The sequence below is a fragment of the Pedobacter sp. KBS0701 genome, from assembly GCF_005938645.2.
GTDB lineage: Bacteria > Bacteroidota > Bacteroidia > Sphingobacteriales > Sphingobacteriaceae > Pedobacter.
In genome coordinates this window covers 4,273,973-4,296,009 of the sequence record NZ_CP042171.1, presented here as the reverse complement: position 1 = coordinate 4,296,009, position 22,037 = coordinate 4,273,973, and the positions used below count along the sequence as shown (strand labels likewise).

The window sequence follows — 22,037 nt, the reverse complement described above, 5'->3', positions numbered from 1 at the left end:
ATGATTAAATTGTGATGGGCTTGCCATGTGTTTGTTTAATTATTTTATGGAGCAGAAAGGGCATTTTAATCAATGCATTGATGGCTAAACTTTCGAATTTAGTATTTCTCAGCAAAGAAGATAAGATTCTCCCCATTTTCAAGCGGCTATTAAATTCCCTGTTCCAATGTGCGGCGTAACTTTCTTCCAGTCCTTCACGCGAACTGATGTAACCTTCGATTCTTTGATGCAAAAGTTCTGAAACAATTTTGGCAGCGTGAATAGCCATGGCCATACCGTTTCCGCAAAGCGGATGGATTAATCCCGCAGTATCACCAATCATTAAAACATGGTTATGTACGGGCGCTTTACGCTCAAAAGAGATCTGACTAATGGTTAACGGAGCATCAAATAAACTGGTTGCATTTTCAAAAATAGCCTTCAAATGCCTGTTTTTGTAAAGTACGTTTTCCTGGAAGGTAAGTAGATTTTTGTGCTTCTTGAAACTTTCATAGTTGGTCAGATAACAGATATTTAACCGATCATTTTCAACCCTTGAAACGCCGCAATAGCCACCTTGAAAATTATGCAGGCTAACCAGGTTATTCGGAAAATCGGCCTTGTAATGTGCTTTAATTGCCAGATAGGGCGATTGTTTATTAATGAAACTCCGGTTTAACTTAATATCAATGGCTGATCTTTTTCCATACGCGCCAATAACGTAAGCTGCCATAAAAACGTTATTAGCAGTTGCTACTGTAAATTGATTATTGGCAAAATTTATTTCTACAACACGGTCATGAACGATGCTTACCTTTCTCCTGATCAGTTCGGTATACAAATAATGATCGATGGTATACCTGCTTAAACCAAAACCACCCAGCGGCAATTTTGTCTGTATACTTTTTCCAAGATTTGAGGTGAAAAGCAGGTCGCTGATGAGTGCAGGTGCAAGATTTTCGATATCCAGGCCTAGCCATTCAAAATAAGGGTTTACCTCGTTTGAAATATATTCGCCGCAAACTTTATGGTGGGGATAAGTATCTTTCTCGATCAATGTAACCTTTAAACCCACCTTATTCAGGTGAAGTGCTGCTGTTAAACCTGCCAATCCACCACCAATAATTAAAATTTCTGTTTCGGCCTGCATAAAATGAGATGGAACGCTAATATAACACTTTAATGAGGCGTTTGTTCCACCTTAGATTTTTTAACCATACAGAACATCATGTTTTCACTAAGACTAAAGCATTAAAGAAATAGTTTTACGATTACATCATAGTTTTAACCACATAGGTCGCCGGGAGAAGACACCGAGGTCACGGAGCTGGGCGTGTAGATAGCGTGCTGGTAGATATTATCATCTGATAGGAATGTTATCAGTTTGAAACTGGGTTCAAAACCTTTAATAATAGCACTGCAAGTTCTGATTAAACGGGATTGCAGTGGTATACTTTTGTTTTTCTATAACAAAAGATTTAGCGGAAAGCCCGGCTAACATTAATTATGTTTGCTGGCCCTGCTTTCCTAATTATTAGGATGTATTTATCACTTATATAAGAATCGCTTAACGATTTTCATCGTTAAAAACGATGGGTTATCCAAAGCTCCATAGCAATGAGTATTAGTGCCTTTTTTATCTATCACTCCGTTCTTCCATATTCAAATCGGTATCAAACGGACTTTTAGTAAAGGGATAAATAGATTGTTTAACAAAACCCTTCGGATAAGAGGCTTCATGCACACCTGTTCCGGCTGGCCATTCTTTGCCTGGTAAATAATAGGTGCCGAACATCATATCAATAAAAGGGAATATGGAAGCGAAATTATGCCCATAATATTCAGGATCTTCGCAATGGTGCCAATGGTGATATTGAGGGGTAGTAAATATGTATTTTAGCGGGCCAAAGTTAATCCTGGTATTGGCATGGATCAGCACGGCATGGATAGCAATAAATATAATGTACACATTGAAAACGGTAGATGAAAAGCCTAGCACATAAAGTGGTATGAAAGTCATAGCCCTAGTAAAAAAGATGTCGATAAAATGGGTACGGCTTCCGGCCAGCCAATCCATATTTTGTGTAGAATGGTGTATGGAGTGGAAGCGCCAAAGGGCTACACGGGTGTGGAAAAAACGATGTGCCCAATACTGAAACAAATCGGTACTGAAAAAAGCCAAAAATAAAGCAACTATGAAGGGGAGGCCCTGCACCCAGCTATGCAATTTATCTAATCCTATCCAACCAAAAAATAATACGGCAGGCTTTTGCGTAATGATACCGAAAAACTGGATGAACAAATGGCTGATAACAAAATAGGTCAAATCGGTACGCCATTCTTCGTGGAATTTGGTTTGCCCATTGTTTTTTGGAAAGAATAATTCTAAGGGGACAAAAATGGCCACCATTAAAAGCAAATCTAAAATCATCCAATCCAAGCCAAAATGCCAGTTCGATTTGGCAACATCCCTGCCTTCTACGCTTAAAGCACCCAGTATTACTGCCAGGGCGCCAAGCACAAAGCCCGGCCAGGCCCATTTTAGTTTTTTGCTAAGGATTAAGCTTAATAATGAAAAAAAGAAACAGCCTATAACACCAGCAAGCATTAGAATTTCCATGCTGTTTTTTGTATATATTTCACGGAATTCGGGCGTGGTTAGCTTTTCCGGATAATGAAAACACAGGATGCCTAAAAGCGCTAATGCAGCTAAAAAAATAGAAATATATCCACTAATCTGGCCCTGGCCCACTACTAATCTTTTGTTTGGTGACATTAAAATATGTTTTGGTAGATAACAATGATAATAAAAAAAGATAAATTATGGTTGAATAAATTTGTTAGCTGGTCAATGGTTCACTGTTTAATGGTTAACTGACAACAAACGCCCTGCGGCGAACGCCCGATTTAACCCTGTATATTTTTGTTATTTAAAGAGAATAATTATTTTACACCTGAAATAACCAAATATTAGCTGGTAAAGCCTTAATCTACCTATGTCATATCGCTCAAAAATCATATTATCAATTATAATTGGCTGCTTTTTCACCTTCCCCCGCGCCTGGGCGCAACAGCTTATTAAGGGACAAGTAGTTAATGAAACTAATAAAGGTATCGCATCCGTATCCATTTATAATAAGCAGAAATTAATTGCCCTGAGCGATTCTGAAGGAAACTTCAGCTTTAAAATAGATTCCTTAAATAAAGGTCAGTCGCTTTCCTTCAGTTCGGTGGGTTACGAAAGCCATTCCGTTAAAGTTGATGAGCGCAGCAGTACCAGTGACCTCATGGTTAAGCTAAAAGACAAATACATTAAACTGGACGATGTACATATTTATGCAGCCAATTTTGCTTCTACTTTAATTAAAAATGCAGTCGCGCACCTTGCCGATACTGGGGTGGTGAGCGAAAAATTGTTATGCAGGCAGTATATGGTAAAAGATGGTAAGTATTATAGTTATGCCGAGGGATTATTTAACCTCCATACTGATGAATATAAAAACGATATCAGGTTACAGCTTGAAGGATTAAGAAGGCTTAAGGAGCTCAAAAAAACAGGAGGTGTGAAGATTAACTACGCTGTTGATTTAAGAATTGAGCTCAAATCTTATTTTGTAAGTAATCTCAGCGATAATATGCTCAGCGAGGATAATGATTACGAAATTGAAGGACAGGTTGAGTATGAAGGGTCAAAATGTTATAAGATCTCTTTCACAAGGGTAAGAAATGTATTGTATAAACGCAAGAATGGATGGATTTTTATCACAGTAGATAAACACCTGATTAAAGGAATGGAAAGCAATATTGCTACAATAAACAAAAGCATGATCTGGATAAACAGGCAAAACTATACCATCGATAATGGTTTGTCGAAGTTATCTTCTACGTATTTAAAGTGTAATGTAGTGGCCGGGTTATTTTCGGAAGGAGAACCTTCGGCAGAGATGGAACTGATTTTTCTGGAAAATATCGATCCGGAACTAAAAAACAGCAACAACTATTCTACCTTAAAACTTAGACAGGATTTTTATCAATATCCTAAAAAGAACAATGCCGGGTTTTGGGTAGTACTTTATCAAAAACATAACTTAACGATTCCGGAGGTAATTGTCGAAACCTATAAATCGGATCAGGATATTTTGGAACAATTTTAAATTCATCGGATCATTCGTTCATTGGGGTTAATCGGTTAATTGTACTCTAAACGCCCAGCTCCAAACACTCAAACTAGTTTCGATTATTGATCATTGGAAATTGATTATTGGTCATTCCATCATCCATCTTCCATTTTACATCTTTCCAAACCATTTCCCTCACTCAATGGTTGCCTTATTGGGCATTAGACCAGGTTATGCCTTTCTTTTTTAAATAATCAGTATTTTTGAAACCACGAACATGCTACTTAATTATCTACGCCTTTTATTGCTTCCTTTTTCAATCATTTACGGAATAGTCATTATTCTCCGTAAAAAACTTTACGACTGGGGATTTATGCGATCTGTAAAGTTTGATCTGCCGGTAATCTGTGTAGGCAATTTGGCTGTTGGCGGATCGGGTAAAACACCAACAACAGAATATTTGGTAAGGTTGTTGGCCGATTACAAGATCGCCATTTTAAGCAGGGGTTATGGCCGTAAAACGAAAGGTTTTATATTTGCAGATAGTGCTGCAACTGCCGAAACGATAGGAGATGAACCTTTACAGTACTACCAAAAATTTGCGGCTGTTACCGTTGCGGTTTGCGAAGACCGCGTGAAAGGGATTAAGCAATTAAAAGACAATCATGATTTAATTATCCTTGATGATGCCTTTCAGCACCGCGCTGTAAACGCAGGATTTAATATTTTGCTTTTCGAGTTTAGAAAGCTGGGTACTTTACAGTTTTTATTACCTGCCGGTAATTTAAGAGATGTTTTCTCTTCCCGTAAAAGGGCAGATGTTTTGTTGGTCACGAAATCGCCTGTTCCGCTGTTAAATGTTGCCCGGCAAGCCTCGATAAATGAGTTACAGCCAAACGCAAATCAACCTGTATTACATTCTTATCTAAAATATGGCGATCTTATCCATTTATACCATAACGAATGCCAAACGCTGGAGTCTGTTAAAGGTTTCGAAATTTTCCTGCTCACCGGAATAGCAAATCCCAATCCGTTAATAGAAGAGCTTGAAAAATATGCAGGAACCATTAAACACAAAGAATTTCCTGATCATTATGCTTTTAAAAATGATGATATTGATAAGTTTAAATCGGCTTTTATGGCCAGTGTTAAAAAAGATAAAATCATTATCACAACAGAAAAGGATAGCAAGCGTTTAAGAGCTACCGGATTTAAAGATTTACTGGTAGATTTACCTGTATATTATTTACCCATTGAGGTTGAATTATTTGAAGAAGATAAGATTAACTTTGACGAACTCATTTTAAAATATGTTAAGAGCAATAGAAGAAACCGTTGAATATATAAAACGTAAAACAGAAAACTTTAAGCCAGAAATAGGCATTATTTTAGGTACTGGCTTGGGTGGCCTGGTAAAAGAGATCGAAATAGAGCATCAACTGATGTATTCTAATATTCCAAATTTTCCAATTTCTACTTTAGAGTTCCACAGCGGGAAACTAATTTTTGGAACATTGAACGGGAAAAAGATTATTGCCATGCAGGGGCGCTTACATTATTACGAGGGTTATAGCATGCAACAGATCACCTTCCCGGTTAGGGTGATGAAAGGTTTGGGTATCGAAAACTTAATTGTATCTAATGCTGCGGGCTCATTAAATCCTGAGTTTAAAAAGGGTGATTTAATGATTATCGATGATCATATTAATTTGCAGCCAGATAACCCGTTGCGCGGTTTAATTGAGAGCGAATTAGGTCCACGTTTTCCAGATATGAGCCAGCCTTATAAACGCGATATCATAGCCAAAGCGCTGGAGATAGCTAAAGATGTTGATATTAGGTGCCATAAAGGGATATACGTTGCGGTTTCTGGTCCGAATTTAGAAACCAAAGCCGAATACAAATACCTGCGTTTAATTGGCGCTGATGCAGTTGGCATGAGTACCGTGCCCGAAGTTATTGTGGCCAACCACGCTGGTTTACCTGTTTTTGCCATCTCCGTATTAACGGATGAAGGTTTTCCAGAAGATCTGCAACCCTTTAATTTAGATGAAATTTTAGCTGCAGCAGCTAAGGCCGAGCCTAAAATGACTGAGATTTTAACCCGCTTAATTTCTGAACTATAAGATGCATAAAGCCGTTAAAATCTGTTTTTTTCTGTTCCTGCTGCTAGGCATTAACAAAGCATTTGCACAAGATTTAAAAACGAGTGTGGGTACCAATAAGGAACTCGATTCTGTTCGGAAAAAATTAGATTCGGGAAAGGACTCCGTTGTTTTTACCGCAAAATATATCCGGTTTACTAAGTTATCCTTAGCTAAAGATAGTATTGTGCTGCTGCCCTTAGATACTTCCACAACCAATATTCAAAATTATAGTCCGCTTTTACAACCCTTGCACCCAACCATTAGCAATGGTAATATGGGCCTGGCAGCGAGGCCTTTATTGTACGAGCCAAGTAAAAGGATTGGTTTTGATGCAGGATTTCATTCACTTGATTATTATGCTTTAACACCAGAAGATATTATTTACTACCAGGCCAGAACTCCCTTTACCAGCTTATATTTTGTGAGTGCAGGTCAAAAAGAACAGCTTTTCAGGGCTATACATACGCAGAATATTAAAAAAAACTGGAACGTTGGAGTTAATTTTAACCGGGGCGATTCTAAGGGTTTTTATGCCAGGCAGCGGGGCGATAATCTGAATGTCGCTGTATTTTCCTGGTACCAATCGCCCAGCAAACGTTATAATATGTGGGCATCGGCAATTTTTAATACCATGCGTGCTTACGAGAATGGCTCTACGGTAGCTACAGGTTTATTCGATCCGGGCTATTCTAAAATTGACAGAGAGGCGGAACCCATAAATTTATCAGATTCAAGAAATTTGTACCGTAAAAACACCGTTTTCTTAAAGCAAACCTATTATGTTGGCAGGATAGATACCTCTGCGAATGTTAACAATGCGGTTTTACCAACCAATAAGGTTTCGTATACATTTGAGTATAATAACGACAGTTTTGATTTTTACAAAAATGGAACTGATGTTAATAATGTGCTGCCTCCAGGCATTGCGAGTACAATATTTACCAATGATTCGACCCACGTAAAACATATCAAAAATGAATTTATTTATAGTTTCTTTTTAAGACCCAAAAACAGTTCGGTTATTAAAAATGAATTAAAGGTTGATGCAGGCATAAGACACGATTATTACAGACATGAATATCTTGGTATGAAACAAGATGGAACCAATTATGAACACAGTAGATTTGCTTATCAGAACATTACCATTTTAGGTGCAGCGGGTTATCGGTTCTCTAACAATATCGATTTCAATTTAGATGTACAGCAAATTTTGCAAGGTGAAAATGCCGGCGATTATTTATACGAGGCAAAAAGTAAAATTCTTTTAGGTAAAACCATTGGGAGAATAGAATTGGGTGCATACGCGCAAAACCAAACCCCGGCGGCTATTTTTAATTACTATCACGGCAATCATTACCAATGGACAAACAGTGATTTTAAGAATACTAAAATCGCCAATTTATCATTCAACTATATCAATGATAAGTATGGTTTTACTGCGGGAGCCAATTATTACTTAACCAGTAACTATGTTTATTTTGCAGCTGATCAGACCAATAACACAAATGCTATTTTACCAAAACAAGCTACTGCAGATATTAGCTTAATCAGGTTGGATGTATCAAAGAAAACCAGGTTTGGTAGATTTGTGATGGAAAACTATATCGCTTATCAAAAAACAGATAAAAATGCCGTATTAAGAACACCCGAACTTTATACTTATAACAGTATTTATTTTGATAATACGTTTTTCAAAGTATTAAAAGCTAATGTGGGATTTGATGTGAGGTATAATTCAGAATATGCAAATTACTTATATTCACCAGCAACGGCTCAATTTTATATTGATGAGCGTAATCCGACAAATCTGATCTCAAGACCAGTAATTGATGTCTTTTTTAAGGCAAATTTAAAAAGAGCTAATATCTTTGTTAAATATGATTTTGTAAATCAGGGTTTATTTCAACCGGGTTATTACACGGTAAACAGGTACCCTATGCAAGATGCCTTGTTAAAATTTGGGGTAAGCTGGAACTTTTACGATTAATAATTTAAAAAGCATAAAAAAACCTTCCCGGTATAAAATTCGGGAAGGTTTTTTATGTTTAAGGCTTTGCTTAAAATGAATAACCAACTGAGAAGCCTAATACACGGTTAGTTAATTTACCATCTCCAGATCTAGAATCTTTAGGTACCAGGTTTGATAAACCTAAACCATAATTAGCACCCACTAAAAATCCAGAGTTGGTACGATATGCTAAACCGAAGTTGGCACCAAACTCTGTAGACGAATAGTTTTTATCGGTGGTTGAACCAAATTTTAAATCATTTTCATCAGATATTGTTCCTGCAGCAGCGCCACCAGTTGTAACTGTTTCGAATTTGTTTTTTCCTGATATGTTAAATCCAATATAAGGGCCTGCTGAAATTTGTACAGCACCGGCATCACCTGTAGGAATTCTGAAAACTGCATTTACAGGTACTTCAATAGCCATCAAATTTACTTTGTTAGTGGTTGTATTGGTAATGCCACCAACTGTTCTCGTTTCCTCAAATTTGCTGCCTTTATTCTGTAAGGATACACCAGGTTGAATGAAGAAATTGTTTCCTACACCGAAATCAGCAAATGCAGTAACATTAAAGCCAACATTGTCCTTGGCATTGTCGTTGAATGATGTACTGCCATCAGTACCGCTTGCGTGAAATCTTGCCAAGTTTACTCCGGCTTTTATTCCAAATCTCGCATCACTACCCGTCATGGTATTTTGTGCGAAAGCACCTGTTGCCAATAAAATGATTGATGCGCTTAATAGTAACTTTTTCATGATATTTTTCTTTTATAAAAATCTTGTTTAAATTTTCAGGTTTAATCCTGTTTGTTAATTGTCCATGCTAATCCAAAAGCTGTGCCAAAGTATCAAACGTGTTACATTTTAGTGGCTAAAATATTGGCTACCAGTATGATTCTTGTAAAGATTAAGAGTGGTTATGATCCAGATCGGAAATGGTATGAGCAGCCATTTAGTGTATACATAACAGGAATATAGCAGAGAATTAACAATTTTTTAAACTCAAAAGAAAAATGTCAGGAGTTAAATTCTGATTGGTTTTATGTTTTTTGAGGTTTCTTTTTTGCCGCCGGGAAAAGTACATTGTTTAAAATTAAACGGTAACCCGGAGAATTGGGATGCAGACTTAAATCTGTTGGTGGATCGCCAACAGCGTGCTGATAATCTTCCGGATCGTGCCCGCCATAAAAAGTAAACTGGCCTTTGCCAATTTCGCCATGTAGATATCTTACCTCTGCTGCGCCTTTATTTTCACCTAAAACGGTTACATTTGTTTTTACTAAGCTTTTTTTAAATGCTGTGGTTTGTCCCATAAAACCTTTAATTACCTTATCATGATCCTGGGTAAGCATGGTTGGAACAAGATCCCACTTGGCAGAAAAATCGAATAAAGTAAAATAATCGTTTGTTTGGTTCAGTGTACGGGTTTGAGTAACATCTATATCCGAAAACTCATAGTTCATCGGGTTGTTGTCTAACTTGAAATTCTGGAAGGCCAGCGTTTTGTTGAAATCAAGTTTCGATTGCGCATTAGGGTCGGCAGGATCACCATCAAACATCTGTGCACAAATGTCTACCCCTTCGGCAGCCAGGGCAATGTCGAAACTATCAGTACCAGAGCACATGGCAAACATGAAACCTCCACCGGCACAGTACTCCTTAATATGTTTGGCAACGGCTAATTTCATTTCAGAAACCTTTTTATAGCCCATACGTTTAGCTAAAGTTTCCTGATTTTTGACGTCTTCCTGGTACCAGGTTGCATACCTGAAATTGGCCCAGAAACGACCATATTGCCCGGTAAAATCTTCGTGGTGCAAGTGTAGCCAATCGTATTTGCTCAATTTATCCTGAAGAATATCGTCATCGTAAATTACATCGTATGGAATTTCTGCGTAGGTTAACACGAGTGTAACCGCATCATCCCACGGCAATTTGCTTTTTGGAGAGTAAACTGCAATTTTTGGCGTTTTCTCCAGTTTAACCATTTCCATGTTTACAGATGGGTCGCTGATTTCATTTAGCAAACTCACTACTTTTCCATCAGCCATAACTTCATAAGAAACCCCGCGGATTTTTAATTCATCCTCCACCGCTTTATTATATTTGATTAAAAAACTACCGCCACGATAGTTTAAAAGCCAATCAACCTCCAATTGTTTGCTGATGGTCCAATAGGCAATACCATAAGCTTTAAGATGGTTTTTTTGGTCTTCATCCATATAAATTAACAAGGAAGAAGCCCTAAGCCCAAGGGAGCAAAGCAGGCAAATGAGTAGGATATAATATTTCTTTATCAAATCGGTATGCTTAAAACACTAAAATACCGCATTTAAACTGTATAGAAAAATTTAATGATGTCATAAGTTATACAATTTTGTTATTTTTGCCCTCTACTAAAAAAATATGAAAGTTTTTTAGGGGGAGAAAAATTAAAATTAGTACCGATATTGATATGAGTAAAGCAATAATAAAAACAGAAAAAGGCGATATGACCGTAGAATTCTACGAAAATGATGCGCCAAAAGCCGTTGCAAACTTTAAAAAATTAGCTAAAGAAGGCTTTTATGATGGTGTAACTTTTCACCGTGTAATTCCTAACTTTATGGTTCAGGGCGGATGTCCAAATTCAAAAGACCCGGCTAAAGCACATTTGGCAGGTACTGGTGGTCCAGGTTATAAAATTGATTGCGAATTGGACGGAGAAAATCAATACCACGATCGTGGTGTTTTATCTATGGCCCACGCTGGCCGTAATACTGGTGGTTCGCAATTTTTTATCTGCCATAGCAGAGCAAATACTGCTCATTTAGACCGTAACCATACTTGTTTTGGTAAAGTTATCGAAAATGTAGATCTTGTTGATGATATCCGTCAGGGCGATAAGATTGTAAATATTGAAGTTTTAGAAGGTTAGTGCGCAATGCGTTTGGCGATAAGCGTTTGAGGCGCTAATTGCTCACATTTAGATTTTAAAACAATAGAAATACGTTATGCGTTTGGCGGTAGGCAATTTATTGCGCCATACCCCAACCGCTAACCGCTAAACACACATGATATGAATTTAAGAGGAATTGTAGCCGTATCCGGCAGACCAGGTTTATTTAAACTGGTTGGACAAAATAAAGTAGGTTACATTTTAGAGGGCTTAGATGCTCAAAAAACTAAAGTTGTAGCCAACATCACCAACACAAAATTAGCTTCATTAGAAGATATTACCGTGTATGGTGAAGAGGAAGAAATTAAACTGGCTGATATTTTTGCTAAAATTTCTGCTAAAGGATCTACTCCTGACTTGAAAGGCGATTTGCGTGCATATTTTCTTGAAGTAGCTCCAGGTCACGATCAGGAGAAAGTTTATGCTTCTGATATGAAGAAAATCATTACCTGGTATAACTTATTAAAAGATCTGCCTTTATTTACTGAAGAAACTCCGGAAACTCCTGGTACACCAGCAGAAGTTAAGTTATCAGAAGAAAAAGCAGCTTCTGATAAAAAACAAAAAGCTACAGGATCTAAAACTTCGGCAAGTGCTAAAGCAACTACTAAAACTTCGGCTCCAGCTAAAAAAGCAAGTATGACCAGTAAAAAAGGCGTTTAAGCTTTATTTAATTATTATAGAGAACACCAGGCTATTTGTCTGGTGTTTTTTTATGGGTTTAATCTAAGAAATACCAAAGCAAAGCTACAATCACTAAAGAGACAATAATGCTGATCCATAAGTATTTATTATTGCGGTTTTGATCGCTTTTATATCTGTATTCCCGTTTATATTTATCTAATATCATAATTTCTTTTATTTAATGATGATTTTAATTCGTCTTTTCCATATCTCATTCACATAGTTCTTACCTCAAAAATTTCATCTCTAAGCATGATGATAAGGTTCTCCTTTTAAAATGCTGAAACCCCGGTAAAGCTGCTCTACAAAAAACAATCTGATCATCTGATGAGAAAAGGTCATATCAGATAAGGAAATTAAACCATTTGCTCTTTTGTAAATGGTTTCATCAAATCCGTATGGCCCCCCAATGATAAAAATTAAATGTTGTACACTGCCCACCATCTGTTTATTCAGGTAGTTTGAAAATTCTACAGATGAATATTTTTTCCCTTTCTCATCCAGCAAAATAACAACATCGCCATTGTTGATTTGTTTGTGGAGAAGTTCTGCCTCCTTTGCTTTTTGTTGCGCCTCACTCAGGTTTTTAACATTTTTTACATCAGGTATGGCCAAAAAGATAAAATTAACATAATGCTTCAGGCGGTTGATGTATTTATCAATTCCTTCTATTAGGTATTTATCTTCTGTTTTGCCAATGGCGATCAGGGTAATCTTCATTTAATATTTTGCCTATCTTTAGAATTTCGAGATTCAAACTTAGAGAAAATTGTAACAAAAAAGACAATCTATCCATCTGATAACTTCTGAAATATATACTGAATAAAAATTATGCTGAAACAAAAACAAGAAATAATAGCCGGTTACCATGATAAAATAAAAGATGTTACGACAGATATAGATCAAACAAAAAAACTGATCGATCAACTTTCTTTCCTCCGCATAGGATTGTTTTTGGCCGAAATTTTATTTTTCGTTTTGCTGCTGCGCTCGGCAGACGACAGCTTACGTACATTAATCCAAATTTGTTTATTACTGCCTGTAATTGCTTTCGCCTATGTTGTGCGCAGACAAAGCCAGCTTGATCGTGAAATCGACTATAAAAAACAACTTCTGTGGGTTTATCAGAACGAATGGAATATTTTAAATGGTGCCGCTAACGGATATGACCATGGTAAAGCTTTCGAATCTGAACAACATCCTTACACTTCCGATCTTGATATTTTTGGTGCCTCATCGCTATTTGCCCTGATTAACCGTTGTAGTACCAAAAGTGGAAATAACCTGCTGGCTAAAAATTTCGCAGAAAAATCGACCAGGGCTGGGATATTACGCCGTCAGGAAGCCATAAAAGAGATAATAGATAAGATAGCAGAAACTTATAGTTTTAGGGCTAACCTCCATGGTTACGATCCTGATAAAATAGAACAGATCAAAACGCAGTTAAAGAGTCAATTGGGTGCGCAATTGGGCTTTGTTCAGGGAGCCTTTATGAGGTTTTATGTGAAACTGGTACCCTACATTACTATCGGCCTAATTCTGGCAGCAGTTTTAATCAGTAGTCTTTTCTGGAAGGTATTGGCGCTTTTGCTTGTGGTCCACATCGGGTGGAATGTATTACTGGGCTCAAAAATCAACAAAGTGTTTTATAGCTTTGGCGGGAGTTCGAACCTGCTGAACGGATATGCAGGCGCTATTTTATGGACAGAAAATCAACAATGGAAAAGCAGTTATACGCTAAGTTTACTCGATTCAAAAATTCCGGTTAGTAAAGAAATTAAAGGTCTTACAAAGATTATCGAAAATTTTGATGCGAGACTGAATATCGTTGTGGGTGGAATACTGAATGCCCTTTTACTTTGGGATTTAAAATGCTGCATCAATTTAGATATCTGGTACAAATCATCATCAAAAGATGTAATTGCTGCGCTTGATCATCTGGGCGATTTTGAAGAACTGATTTCGTTAGCAACAACGGCCTATAATCAACCAGATTGGATATTTCCAGTGATTAACGATCACTTTGCATTAGCCACTACTCATATTGGCCATCCGCTTATTAATAAGCAATTACGGGTGAGCAATGATTTTTGTGTGGAGGCAAAACCAACTGTTGATATTGTAACGGGCTCTAACATGGCAGGTAAAAGTACTTTTTTACGTACGCTGGGTATCAATATGGTATTGGCTTACGCAGGTGCGCCGGTTTGTGCCAAAACAATGCAATTATCTGTTTTTTCGATCAACACCTATATGCGGATTAAAGATTCGCTGAACGAAAGTACCTCTACTTTTAAGGCAGAGCTTAACCGTTTGAAGATGATTTTGGATAATGTTATAAAGGATAAAGATACTTTTGTATTAATTGACGAAATGCTGAGGGGTACAAACAGCCGGGATAAATATTTAGGATCAAAGGTTTTTATACAAAAGCTGATTGCCGAAAAAACTCCTGCACTTTTTGCAACCCACGATTTACAATTAGCAGATCTGATTATTGATTACCCCGAAACTGTTCGTAATTTTCATTTCGATATCCAGATTGCCGAAGGCGAAATGAGATTTGATTATCTGCTAAAATACGGACCGTGCAAAACTTTTAATGCAGCTATTTTGCTGAAAGAGATTGGTTTAAAGCTGGATAATGTTAAATAGTAACATTTATATGTGATGTCAGATGTTTCCATCAAACACGTAAATATTTGGACCAGTCAGGTAGTAACACCAGAATGCACTGAAACAGTTACCTGATTAAGGTTATTGAACCTGTATATTTAATATTGTTATTCGATAAGTTAGTGCCAGTAATGACATAATAATACACGCCAACAGGGAGTTCGTTACCCTTAAAAGTACCATTCCAGTTTTCGAATATGTTCTCAGTAAAGAAAACCTGAGTGCCTAAACGGTTGTAAATCTGTAATCTATATTTTTTGAGGTTTGTTACACCAACAACCAGTTCATCATTAATCCCATCGCCATTTGGTGAGAATGCATTTGGAACAAATGTAGATGCATTTTTTTTGATAATGAGGTCGCCTTGCGTGATTGAATTTGAGCAGCCGTTTTTAGAAAATGCGGTTAAAGTAATCTGGAATAATCCATCGGTTTGATAAATGTGGGTAGGGTTTTGTTCTGAAGAAATAATTCCATCACCAAAATTCCATTCATAAAAATCGCTGTAAAGCGATGTATTGGTAAATGTTATGGGTACTGGAGCAGAAAACTTAACGTCGAAGGTAGGTTCGGTATAAAATTTAGCCACTGGAATTCTGGCAATTGCGGGAACAATGATCGTTGCGGGTTCGGAGTTACAAGAGCCTGATGTTAATATAACCTGATATTGTCCTGCCACATTAAAATCTGTTACCGGTATTTCAACGGCATTTGTGGTGGCGGAATAATTGTTTGGCCCGCTCCATGCATAAGTGATACCTTCCTTTGCCGGTACAGATAATTTTATGATGTCTTTTAAACAAAAGAAGGGTTGATTAATATTTATTTCTGGTTTTTCCGGCTTCAACTCTACCAAAATATCTTTTGTAAAGGTAGAAGTACAGCCATTATTGCTTTCAACTGTTAGTGTGATTGTTTTAAGTCCAGGATCTGTAAAGGTTAATATCTGACTGTCGTTATTGATGGCTACCTGGCTTTTTATGCCCGGACCAAAATCCCAGCTGAGTTTCGTATAGTTTTTAGAAGCATTGATAAACGAAAAAGATTGGTCTGATTCGCATTTATGATTAACCTCAATCGAAAATAGTGCTTCTGGCTTTAAATCGACCGATAAAATATCGATTGAATTTACTTCGCTCACACAATCTCCAACCTGAACATAAAGTTTATATGTTCCAACTATTTCTGGTCCGCTTACCTGGATTTCGGGGTTTTGGTTTGTTGAAACAAAACCGTTTGGCCCTGACCAGTGGTAGCTGGCTAAATTTAAAAAAGGAGTGCTTAATTTTAATACATCTCCCTGGCACAAATTAACCTTGGAAGCGCTTATGATAGGTTTTTCGGGTGTGTTTGCTACAATAAAAGTTTGCGTAGTAACTACATTGCAACCGTTTGTGCCTTTGGCTTCCAGAACTACAATTTTCTCACCTGGTGTATTGTATGTTACGGTAAATGGCCCGGCTGTTGTGGCCGAAGCCAGGTTTGCTCCTTCACCAAAAGACCATTTTAAGGAGGCGAAGTTCGATGCTTTACTTTCGAAAGTATAAGCCTGGCTATCGGTACATGGGTTTAGTTTTTTAACATCAATTTCGGCAGTTGGACCCGCAAAATCTGCCGTGCCGCCGAATTCTAAGGTAAAACCATTATTCCCCCCCGAAAAATTATCGATTAATATAGCATAAACATGGTCCTGTTGCAGTTCTACATATTTTACAAACCCATTTTGGCCGGCAGGGCAACCTAGCGCTTCAGTCAAATCAGTTTCAGTCATACTTAGGCCGGTTTTATAATAGGACGGGCTACAGGTTACGCCACTTCCTGATGCACACCGGATAGCATTTGCCGCATTTATTTTACTGCAATCCCCGTTCAGGCCTAAATCGTAAAAAACCCAGTCAATATCGTTTGTAGTTACCGTTGGGGTGATTACAAAAGTAAAATCGCCGGGTACAGAAGCTTTAAACATATACCAGGCAGAGTTAGATTCTGTACCTAAACAGGTTCCAGCCGATTCGTGATTATTTGCCCCCGAACCAGTTACATTTAACTGTGTAAATGTTTCTTTGGTACACAACACTGAAAATGTCCCACAATCTTGTCCAGGTTGGATTGGTGGGAAATAATTATCGATACAAAGCTTAAAGGTACCGGTAGCATCATTCGCTGCACTCACCCTGATATAGTAAACCTGCCCAACCGTTAAAGCACCCTTGTACAAAGAAATAACATTATTTGATGTCGCCTGCGTGCCAGGCTGTTCGGCAATAGAATTAGTAGCTGGATCATACGAATATAGGGCAAGTAAAGGACCGATTAAGGTATTTGTACTATTGGCATCAATATTTCCGCTAACAGAAATGTTTACGTCAAACTTAGATGCAGTAAACTTATACCAAACATCTTTTCCAACAGCCAGCCAGTTTAAAGCTTTATTATAACTGCTTGGTGTAGCTTCTAAATTATTAAATTCGGCATCGCCACTACAATATGCACTGGTATTGGTAATATTAATGGCATTTATCAATTCATCATTAATGGGTGGGGTAAATTTTCCAAAGGCAGAGAGATTTAGTAATGCCAATAGGAAAGAAATTAATGAGTAGCGCATAGGTAAAAATATCAAAAATTGTTTTTATTTCGAATCATTTTAATTGTTAATGATTTGTTAATATTAAACTCGCAACTTATGGCAAATAATGGATAACAATGGTTAAGGCAAGCGATTTCGGTTCGGATTTTTTGTGGGGAGTAGCTACTGCTGCAGCGCAGATAGAAGGCACAGCAACCCAGTACGGTAAAGGCCCTTCCATTTGGGATACTTTTACGGCGAAAAACGGCAAAATAAAGAAAAGCCACAAATTAGATCCCGCCTGCGATTTTTATCACCGATATACCGAAGATATAGCTTTAGTAAAATTACTAGGCTTTAAAGTTTTTAGGTTTTCTATTGCCTGGTCCAGGATTTTGCCCGGCGGAAGGGGAGAAATAAATCAGGAAGGTATCCGTTTTTACCACAATCTTATTGACGAATGTTTAACTCATGGAATTACCCCATACGTTACGCTTTATCACTGGGATTTACCGCAGGCGCTGGAAGATGAGGGCGGCTGGACAAGCTTCAGCATCAATGCTGCCTTTAATGCCTATGTGAGCATCTGTGCATTAGAATATGGAGACAAAGTAAAAAATTGGATTGTGTTGAACGAGCCTTTTGGTTATACATCACTAGGGTATATGCTTGGTATTCATGCTCCCGGTAAAACAGGTTTAAGCAATTTTTTCCCTGCGGTATTACATACGGCTTTGGCACAGGCAGAAGGTGGTAAAATTTTACGTGCAGAAATTAACAGAGCCAATATTGGCACTACTTTCTCCTGTTCAGAAATTATCCCTAATACACAAAGTGATAGCGATATCCTCACCGCTAAACGCGTAGACTGCCTGATGAACCGTTTGTTTGTAGAACCTACACTAGGCATGGGCTTTCCTACTGCAGATTGGGATGTACTGGAGAAATTTCAGATCGAATATGGTACCTGGCGACTGCAGGAAAGGATGAAATTTGATTTTGATTTTATCGGACTTCAAAATTACTTTCCCCTGGTGGTAAAATACAATGCTTTTATCCCGGTGATACAGGCTTGGGAAGTAAAGGCTAAAAGCAGGAAAAAGCCACACACGGCCATGGGCTGGGAGATTAATGCCGATAGCTTTTATAATATTATAAAACAGTTTGCAGCCTATCCAAATATCAAAAATATTATCATCACCGAAAACGGTGCAGCCTATCACGATAAATTGACTGATAAAAGGGTAGAAGATCCGGAACGGATCGAATATTTTAAACTTTACCTGGGCGCGCTGCTAAAACTCAAAAATGAAGAGATAAATGTTACCGGTTATATGGCCTGGACACTCATGGATAATTTTGAATGGGCCGAGGGTTTTACGGCAAGGTTTGGACTGGTCTATAACGATTTTAAAACTCAGGAACGTACTATTAAAGATTCGGGCTACTGGTGGAAAGAATTTCTGAAAAGCTAGTTGATCGTTTACTCTTTTCACTTTCATAATTAAACAAATTCTTATGTTTGGAATATGAATGATAAAACAGTAGTATATAGCACCTATTATAATCCAATGGAGGCCAATATTGTTAAAGCTAAATTGGAGGATAGCGGATTTGCCTGTTTCCTGGCCGATGAAAATGTTGCAACGCTAAATCCGCTTTATAACCAGGCCATTGGCGGTGTTAAACTCATTGTTTTTGAAAGAGATATAGAAGCCATCAATGCTTTACTGGCTGAAGACAATAGTTTGGCTTTTGAATCACCAGATGAAATTATTGATGAAGAAGCATCAGAAGAAGGTAAAACAGTTTGTGAGAAATGTGGATCTACCAATGTGGGCTATGGAATGGCTACTGATAAAAAATATAGTATTTGGGCAACTATCCTTGCTTTTTTAACGCTTACAACTCCAATTAAAGCCAATAAGTGCCATCATTGTTACGATTGTGGTTATGAGTTTGAGTAGATTGATTTCTTCGATGTAATTACGTCATTGCAAAAGAAACGTACAATTTTTTGAAGCGCAAGGTCAGAGGCAACTATTAAGACCTGTTCCCGTGCTCCGCTGTATCCTTACGCTGCGCTTCAGGGATGCCGCTGCGCCCGGGGCTAGAAGGTTCTTTTACTGCAAGCAAGGTAAAATTTCTCCTCATGGTGATCCAGGGAATATTTGTGTGAAAAGCACCTCTGTCTCTGCCATCTAAACCCGATATACGCGAATGCTGGTTTCTTCAACCAGCAGCAGCATTAGCGGGACTAACCCTAACCTAGAAACTACTGCAATTGCTTTCCAAAGAAAATAAAAAGGTTAATCCTAAAGGATAGATTTGTCAATCCTGAGCCTGTCGAAGGACTTTTTGTAATGATTTTAAGGCATTTCGACAAGCTCAATGTGACAAATTGGAGAAACAGATATCATTTTAAACGGTATCTGGTAAAAGAACAAAAAATCCCGCTTTGAATTAACAAAACGGGATTGATATTCTTTTCATCCAGACCTCGGACTTCTGACTCTAGACTTCGGACTATTAAAGCGCTGCCTTAGCTGCTGCTTCAGCCCTGATAATATTTAACGCACCACCAGCTTTAAACCAATCGATTTGTTGTGCATTATAACTGTGGTTAACGGCAAACTGTTCGGTAGCGCCATCAGCATGGTGCAATACCAATGTTAATGGTTGATCAGGTGTGAATTCAGTTAAGCCTAAAATATCGATCGTATCATCTTCCAGAATTTTATCGTAATCGTCTTTATCCGTGAAAGTTAAGGCCAGCATGCCTTGTTTTTTAAGGTTGGTTTCGTGGATACGGGCAAAAGATTTTACCAATACCGCGCGAACACCCAGGTGACGTGGCTCCATGGCTGCATGCTCACGGGATGAACCTTCGCCGTAGTTTTCGTCGCCTACTACAATTGATCCCAAACCAGCAGCTTTATAATCGCGCTGGGTTGCAGGAACAGGGCCATATTCGCCAGTTAATTCGTTTTTAACGTTATCTGTTTTATCGTTGAAGTAATTAACTGCACCAATTAACATGTTGTTAGAGATGTTATCAAGGTGACCACGGAATTTTAACCATGGACCAGCCATTGAGATATGATCTGTTGTACATTTACCTTTGGCTTTGATTAAAAGTTTTAAACCTTTTAAGTCAGTGCCTTCCCAAGGGCTAAATGGATCTAATAATTGTAAACGGTGTGAAGTTGGAGAAACCAGCACCTGAACTGATGAACCATCAGCAGCCGGAGCCTGGAAACCTGCATCTTCTACAGCGAAACCTTTTGTTGGCAATTCAAAACCAGTAGGTGGATCTAATTTAACCTGTTCGCCTTTATCGTTAGTTAAGGTATCCGTTAATGGGTTAAATCCTAAATTACCCGAAATGGCTATAGCAGCAACCATTTCTGGTGAAGCTACGAAAGCGAAAGTATTAGGATTACCATCAGCGCGTTTTGCAAAGTTTCTGTTAAACGAGTGTACAATGGTGTTTTTTTCTGCTTTCTCTGCACCTGTACGATCCCACATGCCGATACATGGTCCGCAGGCATTGGTAAAGATCGTTGCGTCTAAATCTTCGAAAGTTTTTAAGAAACCATCGCGGTCTGCCGTGTAACGTACCTGCTCAGATCCCGGGTTGATACCGAAAGCCGATTTGGTTACCAAACCTTTTGCAATAGCCTGGTTGGCGATTGAAGCTGCTCTTGATAAATCTTCGTATGAAGAGTTGGTACAAGAACCAATTAAGCCCCATTCTACTTTTAACGGCCAGCCATTTTTCTCTGCCTCCACTTTCATCTGCGAAACCGGAGTGGCCAGATCTGGTGTAAAAGGACCATTTAAGTAAGGTTCTAAAGTATCTAAATCGATCTCAATAACCTGATCGAAGTAATTTTCAGGATCAGCATATACTTCAGCATCACCGGTTAGGTAAGCCGCAATTTTGTTTGCTTCGTCAGCAACTTCATTTCTGCCGGTAGCACGTAGGTAACGCTCCATGCTTTCATCATAACCGAAAGTAGAAGTAGTTGCACCAATTTCGGCACCCATATTACAGATGGTACCTTTACCGGTACAACTCATTGAAGTGGCACCATCGCCAAAATATTCTACAATAGCACCGGTACCACCTTTTACAGTAAGGATACCTGCCACTTTAAGGATTACATCTTTGGCTGCAGTCCAGCCATTTAATTTACCGGTTAGTTTTACACCGATTAACTTAGGGAATTTAAGCTCCCAGGGCAAACCTGCCATTACATCACAGGCATCAGCACCACCAACACCAATCGCAACCATGCCTAAACCACCTGCATTTACTGTGTGCGAATCGGTACCGATCATCATTCCACCCGGGAAAGCATAGTTCTCTAAAACTACCTGGTGGATAATACCAGCCCCTGGTTTCCAGAAACCAATACCGTATTTATTGGATACAGAAGATAAGAAATCAAAAACTTCTGCACTTTCTGTTTTGGCATGAGGTAAATCTATGGCAGCGCCTTCTTTAGCCGTAATCAGGTGATCGCAGTGAACTGTTGAAGGAACTGCAACCTGTGGACGGCCCGCTTGCATAAACTGCAATAAAGCCATCTGCGCCGTAGCATCCTGCATCGCTACGCGGTCTGGTGCAAAGTCTACGTAATCAGAACCACGCTTAAACGCCTTTTTAGGATCTCCATCCCAAAGGTGTGCATACAATATTTTTTCAGATAATGTTAAAGGCCTGCCAACAACTTTACGTGCAGCCTCTACGCGGCTGCCAAAGTTTGCATACACCTTTTTAATCATGTCTATATCAAAAGCCATACTTTAATTTTTTTATAATTATTGTCAATAAGATACTTTCTAAAGTAAACAATTTTAAACAGATTTATTTTTGAGATTTGTCATAATATCTTATTTAAAACCATTCTA

Annotated in this window: 16 protein-coding genes; 9 read left to right on the top strand and 7 right to left on the bottom strand. The window is 38.2% G+C overall.

Translation table 11 applies throughout. The features are described 5' to 3' along the window. Positions 1–4: 4 nt before the first annotated feature. Both FFJ24_RS17225 and FFJ24_RS17220 read right to left on the bottom strand, forming a co-directional pair. Positions 5–1,129 (bottom strand): NAD(P)/FAD-dependent oxidoreductase, encoded by a 1,125-nt coding sequence (locus FFJ24_RS17225; RefSeq protein ID WP_138818378.1) that lies wholly within the window; start codon positions 1,127–1,129, stop codon positions 5–7. A 486-nt stretch (positions 1,130–1,615) separates the two neighbouring features. Continuing rightward, complete coding sequence (locus FFJ24_RS17220; protein ID WP_138818377.1) at positions 1,616–2,755, bottom strand: sterol desaturase family protein; 1,140 nt, start codon at positions 2,753–2,755, stop codon at positions 1,616–1,618. Between the two features lie 220 nt (positions 2,756–2,975). Between FFJ24_RS17220 and FFJ24_RS17215 the strand changes: the two genes are divergently transcribed. The 4 genes from FFJ24_RS17215 to FFJ24_RS17200 all read left to right on the top strand — a co-directional run bounded on the left by FFJ24_RS17215 (position 2,976) and on the right by FFJ24_RS17200 (position 8,231). Next, the gene (locus FFJ24_RS17215) at positions 2,976–4,133 is read left to right on the top strand and encodes a carboxypeptidase-like regulatory domain-containing protein (RefSeq protein ID WP_138818376.1); all 1,158 of its coding nucleotides are present in this window, start codon (positions 2,976–2,978) and stop codon (positions 4,131–4,133) included. Positions 4,134–4,374: 241 nt separating this feature from the next. After that, on the top strand, positions 4,375–5,436 hold the full coding sequence (lpxK, locus tag FFJ24_RS17210) for a tetraacyldisaccharide 4'-kinase (protein WP_138818375.1): 1,062 nt from the start codon (positions 4,375–4,377) through the stop codon (positions 5,434–5,436). Next, positions 5,408–6,223 carry a purine-nucleoside phosphorylase gene (locus FFJ24_RS17205; RefSeq protein ID WP_138818374.1) on the top strand — a complete coding sequence of 272 codons (816 nt, stop codon included), beginning with the start codon at positions 5,408–5,410 and terminating at the stop codon, positions 6,221–6,223. The genes lpxK and FFJ24_RS17205 overlap by 29 nt, the downstream gene beginning before the upstream one ends. Before the next feature lies 1 nt (position 6,224). Further along, positions 6,225–8,231: a putative porin gene (locus FFJ24_RS17200; RefSeq protein WP_168202499.1), complete on the top strand. Its 2,007-nt coding sequence runs from the start codon at positions 6,225–6,227 to the stop codon at positions 8,229–8,231. A gap of 70 nt (positions 8,232–8,301) precedes the next feature. Here FFJ24_RS17200 and FFJ24_RS17195 read toward each other — a convergent pair whose 3' ends face one another. Together FFJ24_RS17195 and FFJ24_RS17190 are read right to left on the bottom strand one after the other, a co-directional pair. Then, a complete protein-coding gene (locus tag FFJ24_RS17195) occupies positions 8,302–9,009 on the bottom strand; it encodes a porin family protein (RefSeq protein ID WP_138818373.1) in 708 nt (235 codons plus the stop codon). 284 nt (positions 9,010–9,293) lie between these two features. Further along, positions 9,294–10,475, bottom strand: a complete 1,182-nt coding sequence (locus FFJ24_RS17190) for an asparagine synthetase B (RefSeq protein WP_138818372.1) — start codon at positions 10,473–10,475, stop codon at positions 9,294–9,296. 233 nt (positions 10,476–10,708) lie between these two features. Here FFJ24_RS17190 and FFJ24_RS17185 point away from each other — a divergent pair, with 233 nt between their 5' ends. Then, positions 10,709–11,170, top strand: coding sequence for a peptidylprolyl isomerase (locus tag FFJ24_RS17185; protein ID WP_138818371.1), 462 nt, complete (start codon positions 10,709–10,711; stop codon positions 11,168–11,170). A 141-nt stretch (positions 11,171–11,311) separates the two neighbouring features. Then, entirely contained in the window at positions 11,312–11,854 is a 543-nt protein-coding gene (locus tag FFJ24_RS17180; RefSeq protein WP_138818370.1) for a DUF5606 domain-containing protein, read from the top strand. A gap of 267 nt (positions 11,855–12,121) precedes the next feature. Here FFJ24_RS17180 and rlmH read toward each other — a convergent pair whose 3' ends face one another. Next, a complete protein-coding gene (gene rlmH / locus FFJ24_RS17175) occupies positions 12,122–12,595 on the bottom strand; it encodes a 23S rRNA (pseudouridine(1915)-N(3))-methyltransferase RlmH (RefSeq protein WP_138818369.1) in 474 nt (157 codons plus the stop codon). 111 nt (positions 12,596–12,706) lie between these two features. On the opposite strand from rlmH, the gene FFJ24_RS17170 reads away from it, so the two are divergent. Next, positions 12,707–14,530, top strand: coding sequence for a DNA mismatch repair protein MutS (locus FFJ24_RS17170; protein WP_138818368.1), 1,824 nt, complete (start codon positions 12,707–12,709; stop codon positions 14,528–14,530). A gap of 88 nt (positions 14,531–14,618) precedes the next feature. Here FFJ24_RS17170 and FFJ24_RS17165 read toward each other — a convergent pair whose 3' ends face one another. Beyond that, positions 14,619–17,159: a PKD domain-containing protein gene (locus FFJ24_RS17165; protein WP_138818367.1), complete on the bottom strand. Its 2,541-nt coding sequence runs from the start codon at positions 17,157–17,159 to the stop codon at positions 14,619–14,621. A gap of 98 nt (positions 17,160–17,257) precedes the next feature. Here FFJ24_RS17165 and FFJ24_RS17160 point away from each other — a divergent pair, with 98 nt between their 5' ends. Both FFJ24_RS17160 and FFJ24_RS17155 read left to right on the top strand, forming a co-directional pair. Next, positions 17,258–18,595, top strand: coding sequence for a GH1 family beta-glucosidase (locus FFJ24_RS17160; RefSeq protein ID WP_138818366.1), 1,338 nt, complete (start codon positions 17,258–17,260; stop codon positions 18,593–18,595). 54 nt (positions 18,596–18,649) lie between these two features. Then, positions 18,650–19,087 carry a putative signal transducing protein gene (locus FFJ24_RS17155; RefSeq protein ID WP_138818365.1) on the top strand — a complete coding sequence of 146 codons (438 nt, stop codon included), beginning with the start codon at positions 18,650–18,652 and terminating at the stop codon, positions 19,085–19,087. A gap of 562 nt (positions 19,088–19,649) precedes the next feature. Here FFJ24_RS17155 and FFJ24_RS17150 read toward each other — a convergent pair. Further along, on the bottom strand, positions 19,650–21,929 hold the full coding sequence (locus FFJ24_RS17150; RefSeq protein ID WP_138818364.1) for an aconitate hydratase: 2,280 nt from the start codon (positions 21,927–21,929) through the stop codon (positions 19,650–19,652). Positions 21,930–22,037 lie beyond the last annotated feature (108 nt).

Excerpts from the sequence above, each read along its gene's own strand:
- FFJ24_RS17225 (WP_138818378.1), bottom strand. The coding sequence starts at position 1,129 with ATGCAGGCCGAAACAGAAATTTTAATTATTGGTGGTGGATTGGCAGGT.
- FFJ24_RS17220 (WP_138818377.1), bottom strand. The coding sequence starts at position 2,755 with ATGTCACCAAACAAAAGATTAGTAGTGGGCCAGGGCCAGATTAGTGGA.
- FFJ24_RS17200 (WP_168202499.1), top strand. The coding sequence starts at position 6,225 with ATGCATAAAGCCGTTAAAATCTGTTTTTTTCTGTTCCTGCTGCTAGGC.
- FFJ24_RS17205 (WP_138818374.1), top strand. The coding sequence starts at position 5,408 with ATGTTAAGAGCAATAGAAGAAACCGTTGAATATATAAAACGTAAAACA.
- FFJ24_RS17185 (WP_138818371.1), top strand. The coding sequence starts at position 10,709 with ATGAGTAAAGCAATAATAAAAACAGAAAAAGGCGATATGACCGTAGAA.
- lpxK (WP_138818375.1), top strand. The coding sequence starts at position 4,375 with ATGCTACTTAATTATCTACGCCTTTTATTGCTTCCTTTTTCAATCATT.
- FFJ24_RS17215 (WP_138818376.1), top strand. The coding sequence starts at position 2,976 with ATGTCATATCGCTCAAAAATCATATTATCAATTATAATTGGCTGCTTT.
- FFJ24_RS17170 (WP_138818368.1), top strand. The coding sequence starts at position 12,707 with ATGCTGAAACAAAAACAAGAAATAATAGCCGGTTACCATGATAAAATA.
- FFJ24_RS17195 (WP_138818373.1), bottom strand. The coding sequence starts at position 9,009 with ATGAAAAAGTTACTATTAAGCGCATCAATCATTTTATTGGCAACAGGT.
- FFJ24_RS17165 (WP_138818367.1), bottom strand. The coding sequence starts at position 17,159 with ATGCGCTACTCATTAATTTCTTTCCTATTGGCATTACTAAATCTCTCT.
- FFJ24_RS17190 (WP_138818372.1), bottom strand. The coding sequence starts at position 10,475 with ATGGATGAAGACCAAAAAAACCATCTTAAAGCTTATGGTATTGCCTAT.
- FFJ24_RS17155 (WP_138818365.1), top strand. The coding sequence starts at position 18,650 with ATGAATGATAAAACAGTAGTATATAGCACCTATTATAATCCAATGGAG.
- FFJ24_RS17180 (WP_138818370.1), top strand. The coding sequence starts at position 11,312 with ATGAATTTAAGAGGAATTGTAGCCGTATCCGGCAGACCAGGTTTATTT.
- FFJ24_RS17160 (WP_138818366.1), top strand. The coding sequence starts at position 17,258 with ATGGTTAAGGCAAGCGATTTCGGTTCGGATTTTTTGTGGGGAGTAGCT.
- FFJ24_RS17150 (WP_138818364.1), bottom strand. The coding sequence starts at position 21,929 with ATGGCTTTTGATATAGACATGATTAAAAAGGTGTATGCAAACTTTGGC.
- rlmH (WP_138818369.1), bottom strand. The coding sequence starts at position 12,595 with ATGAAGATTACCCTGATCGCCATTGGCAAAACAGAAGATAAATACCTA.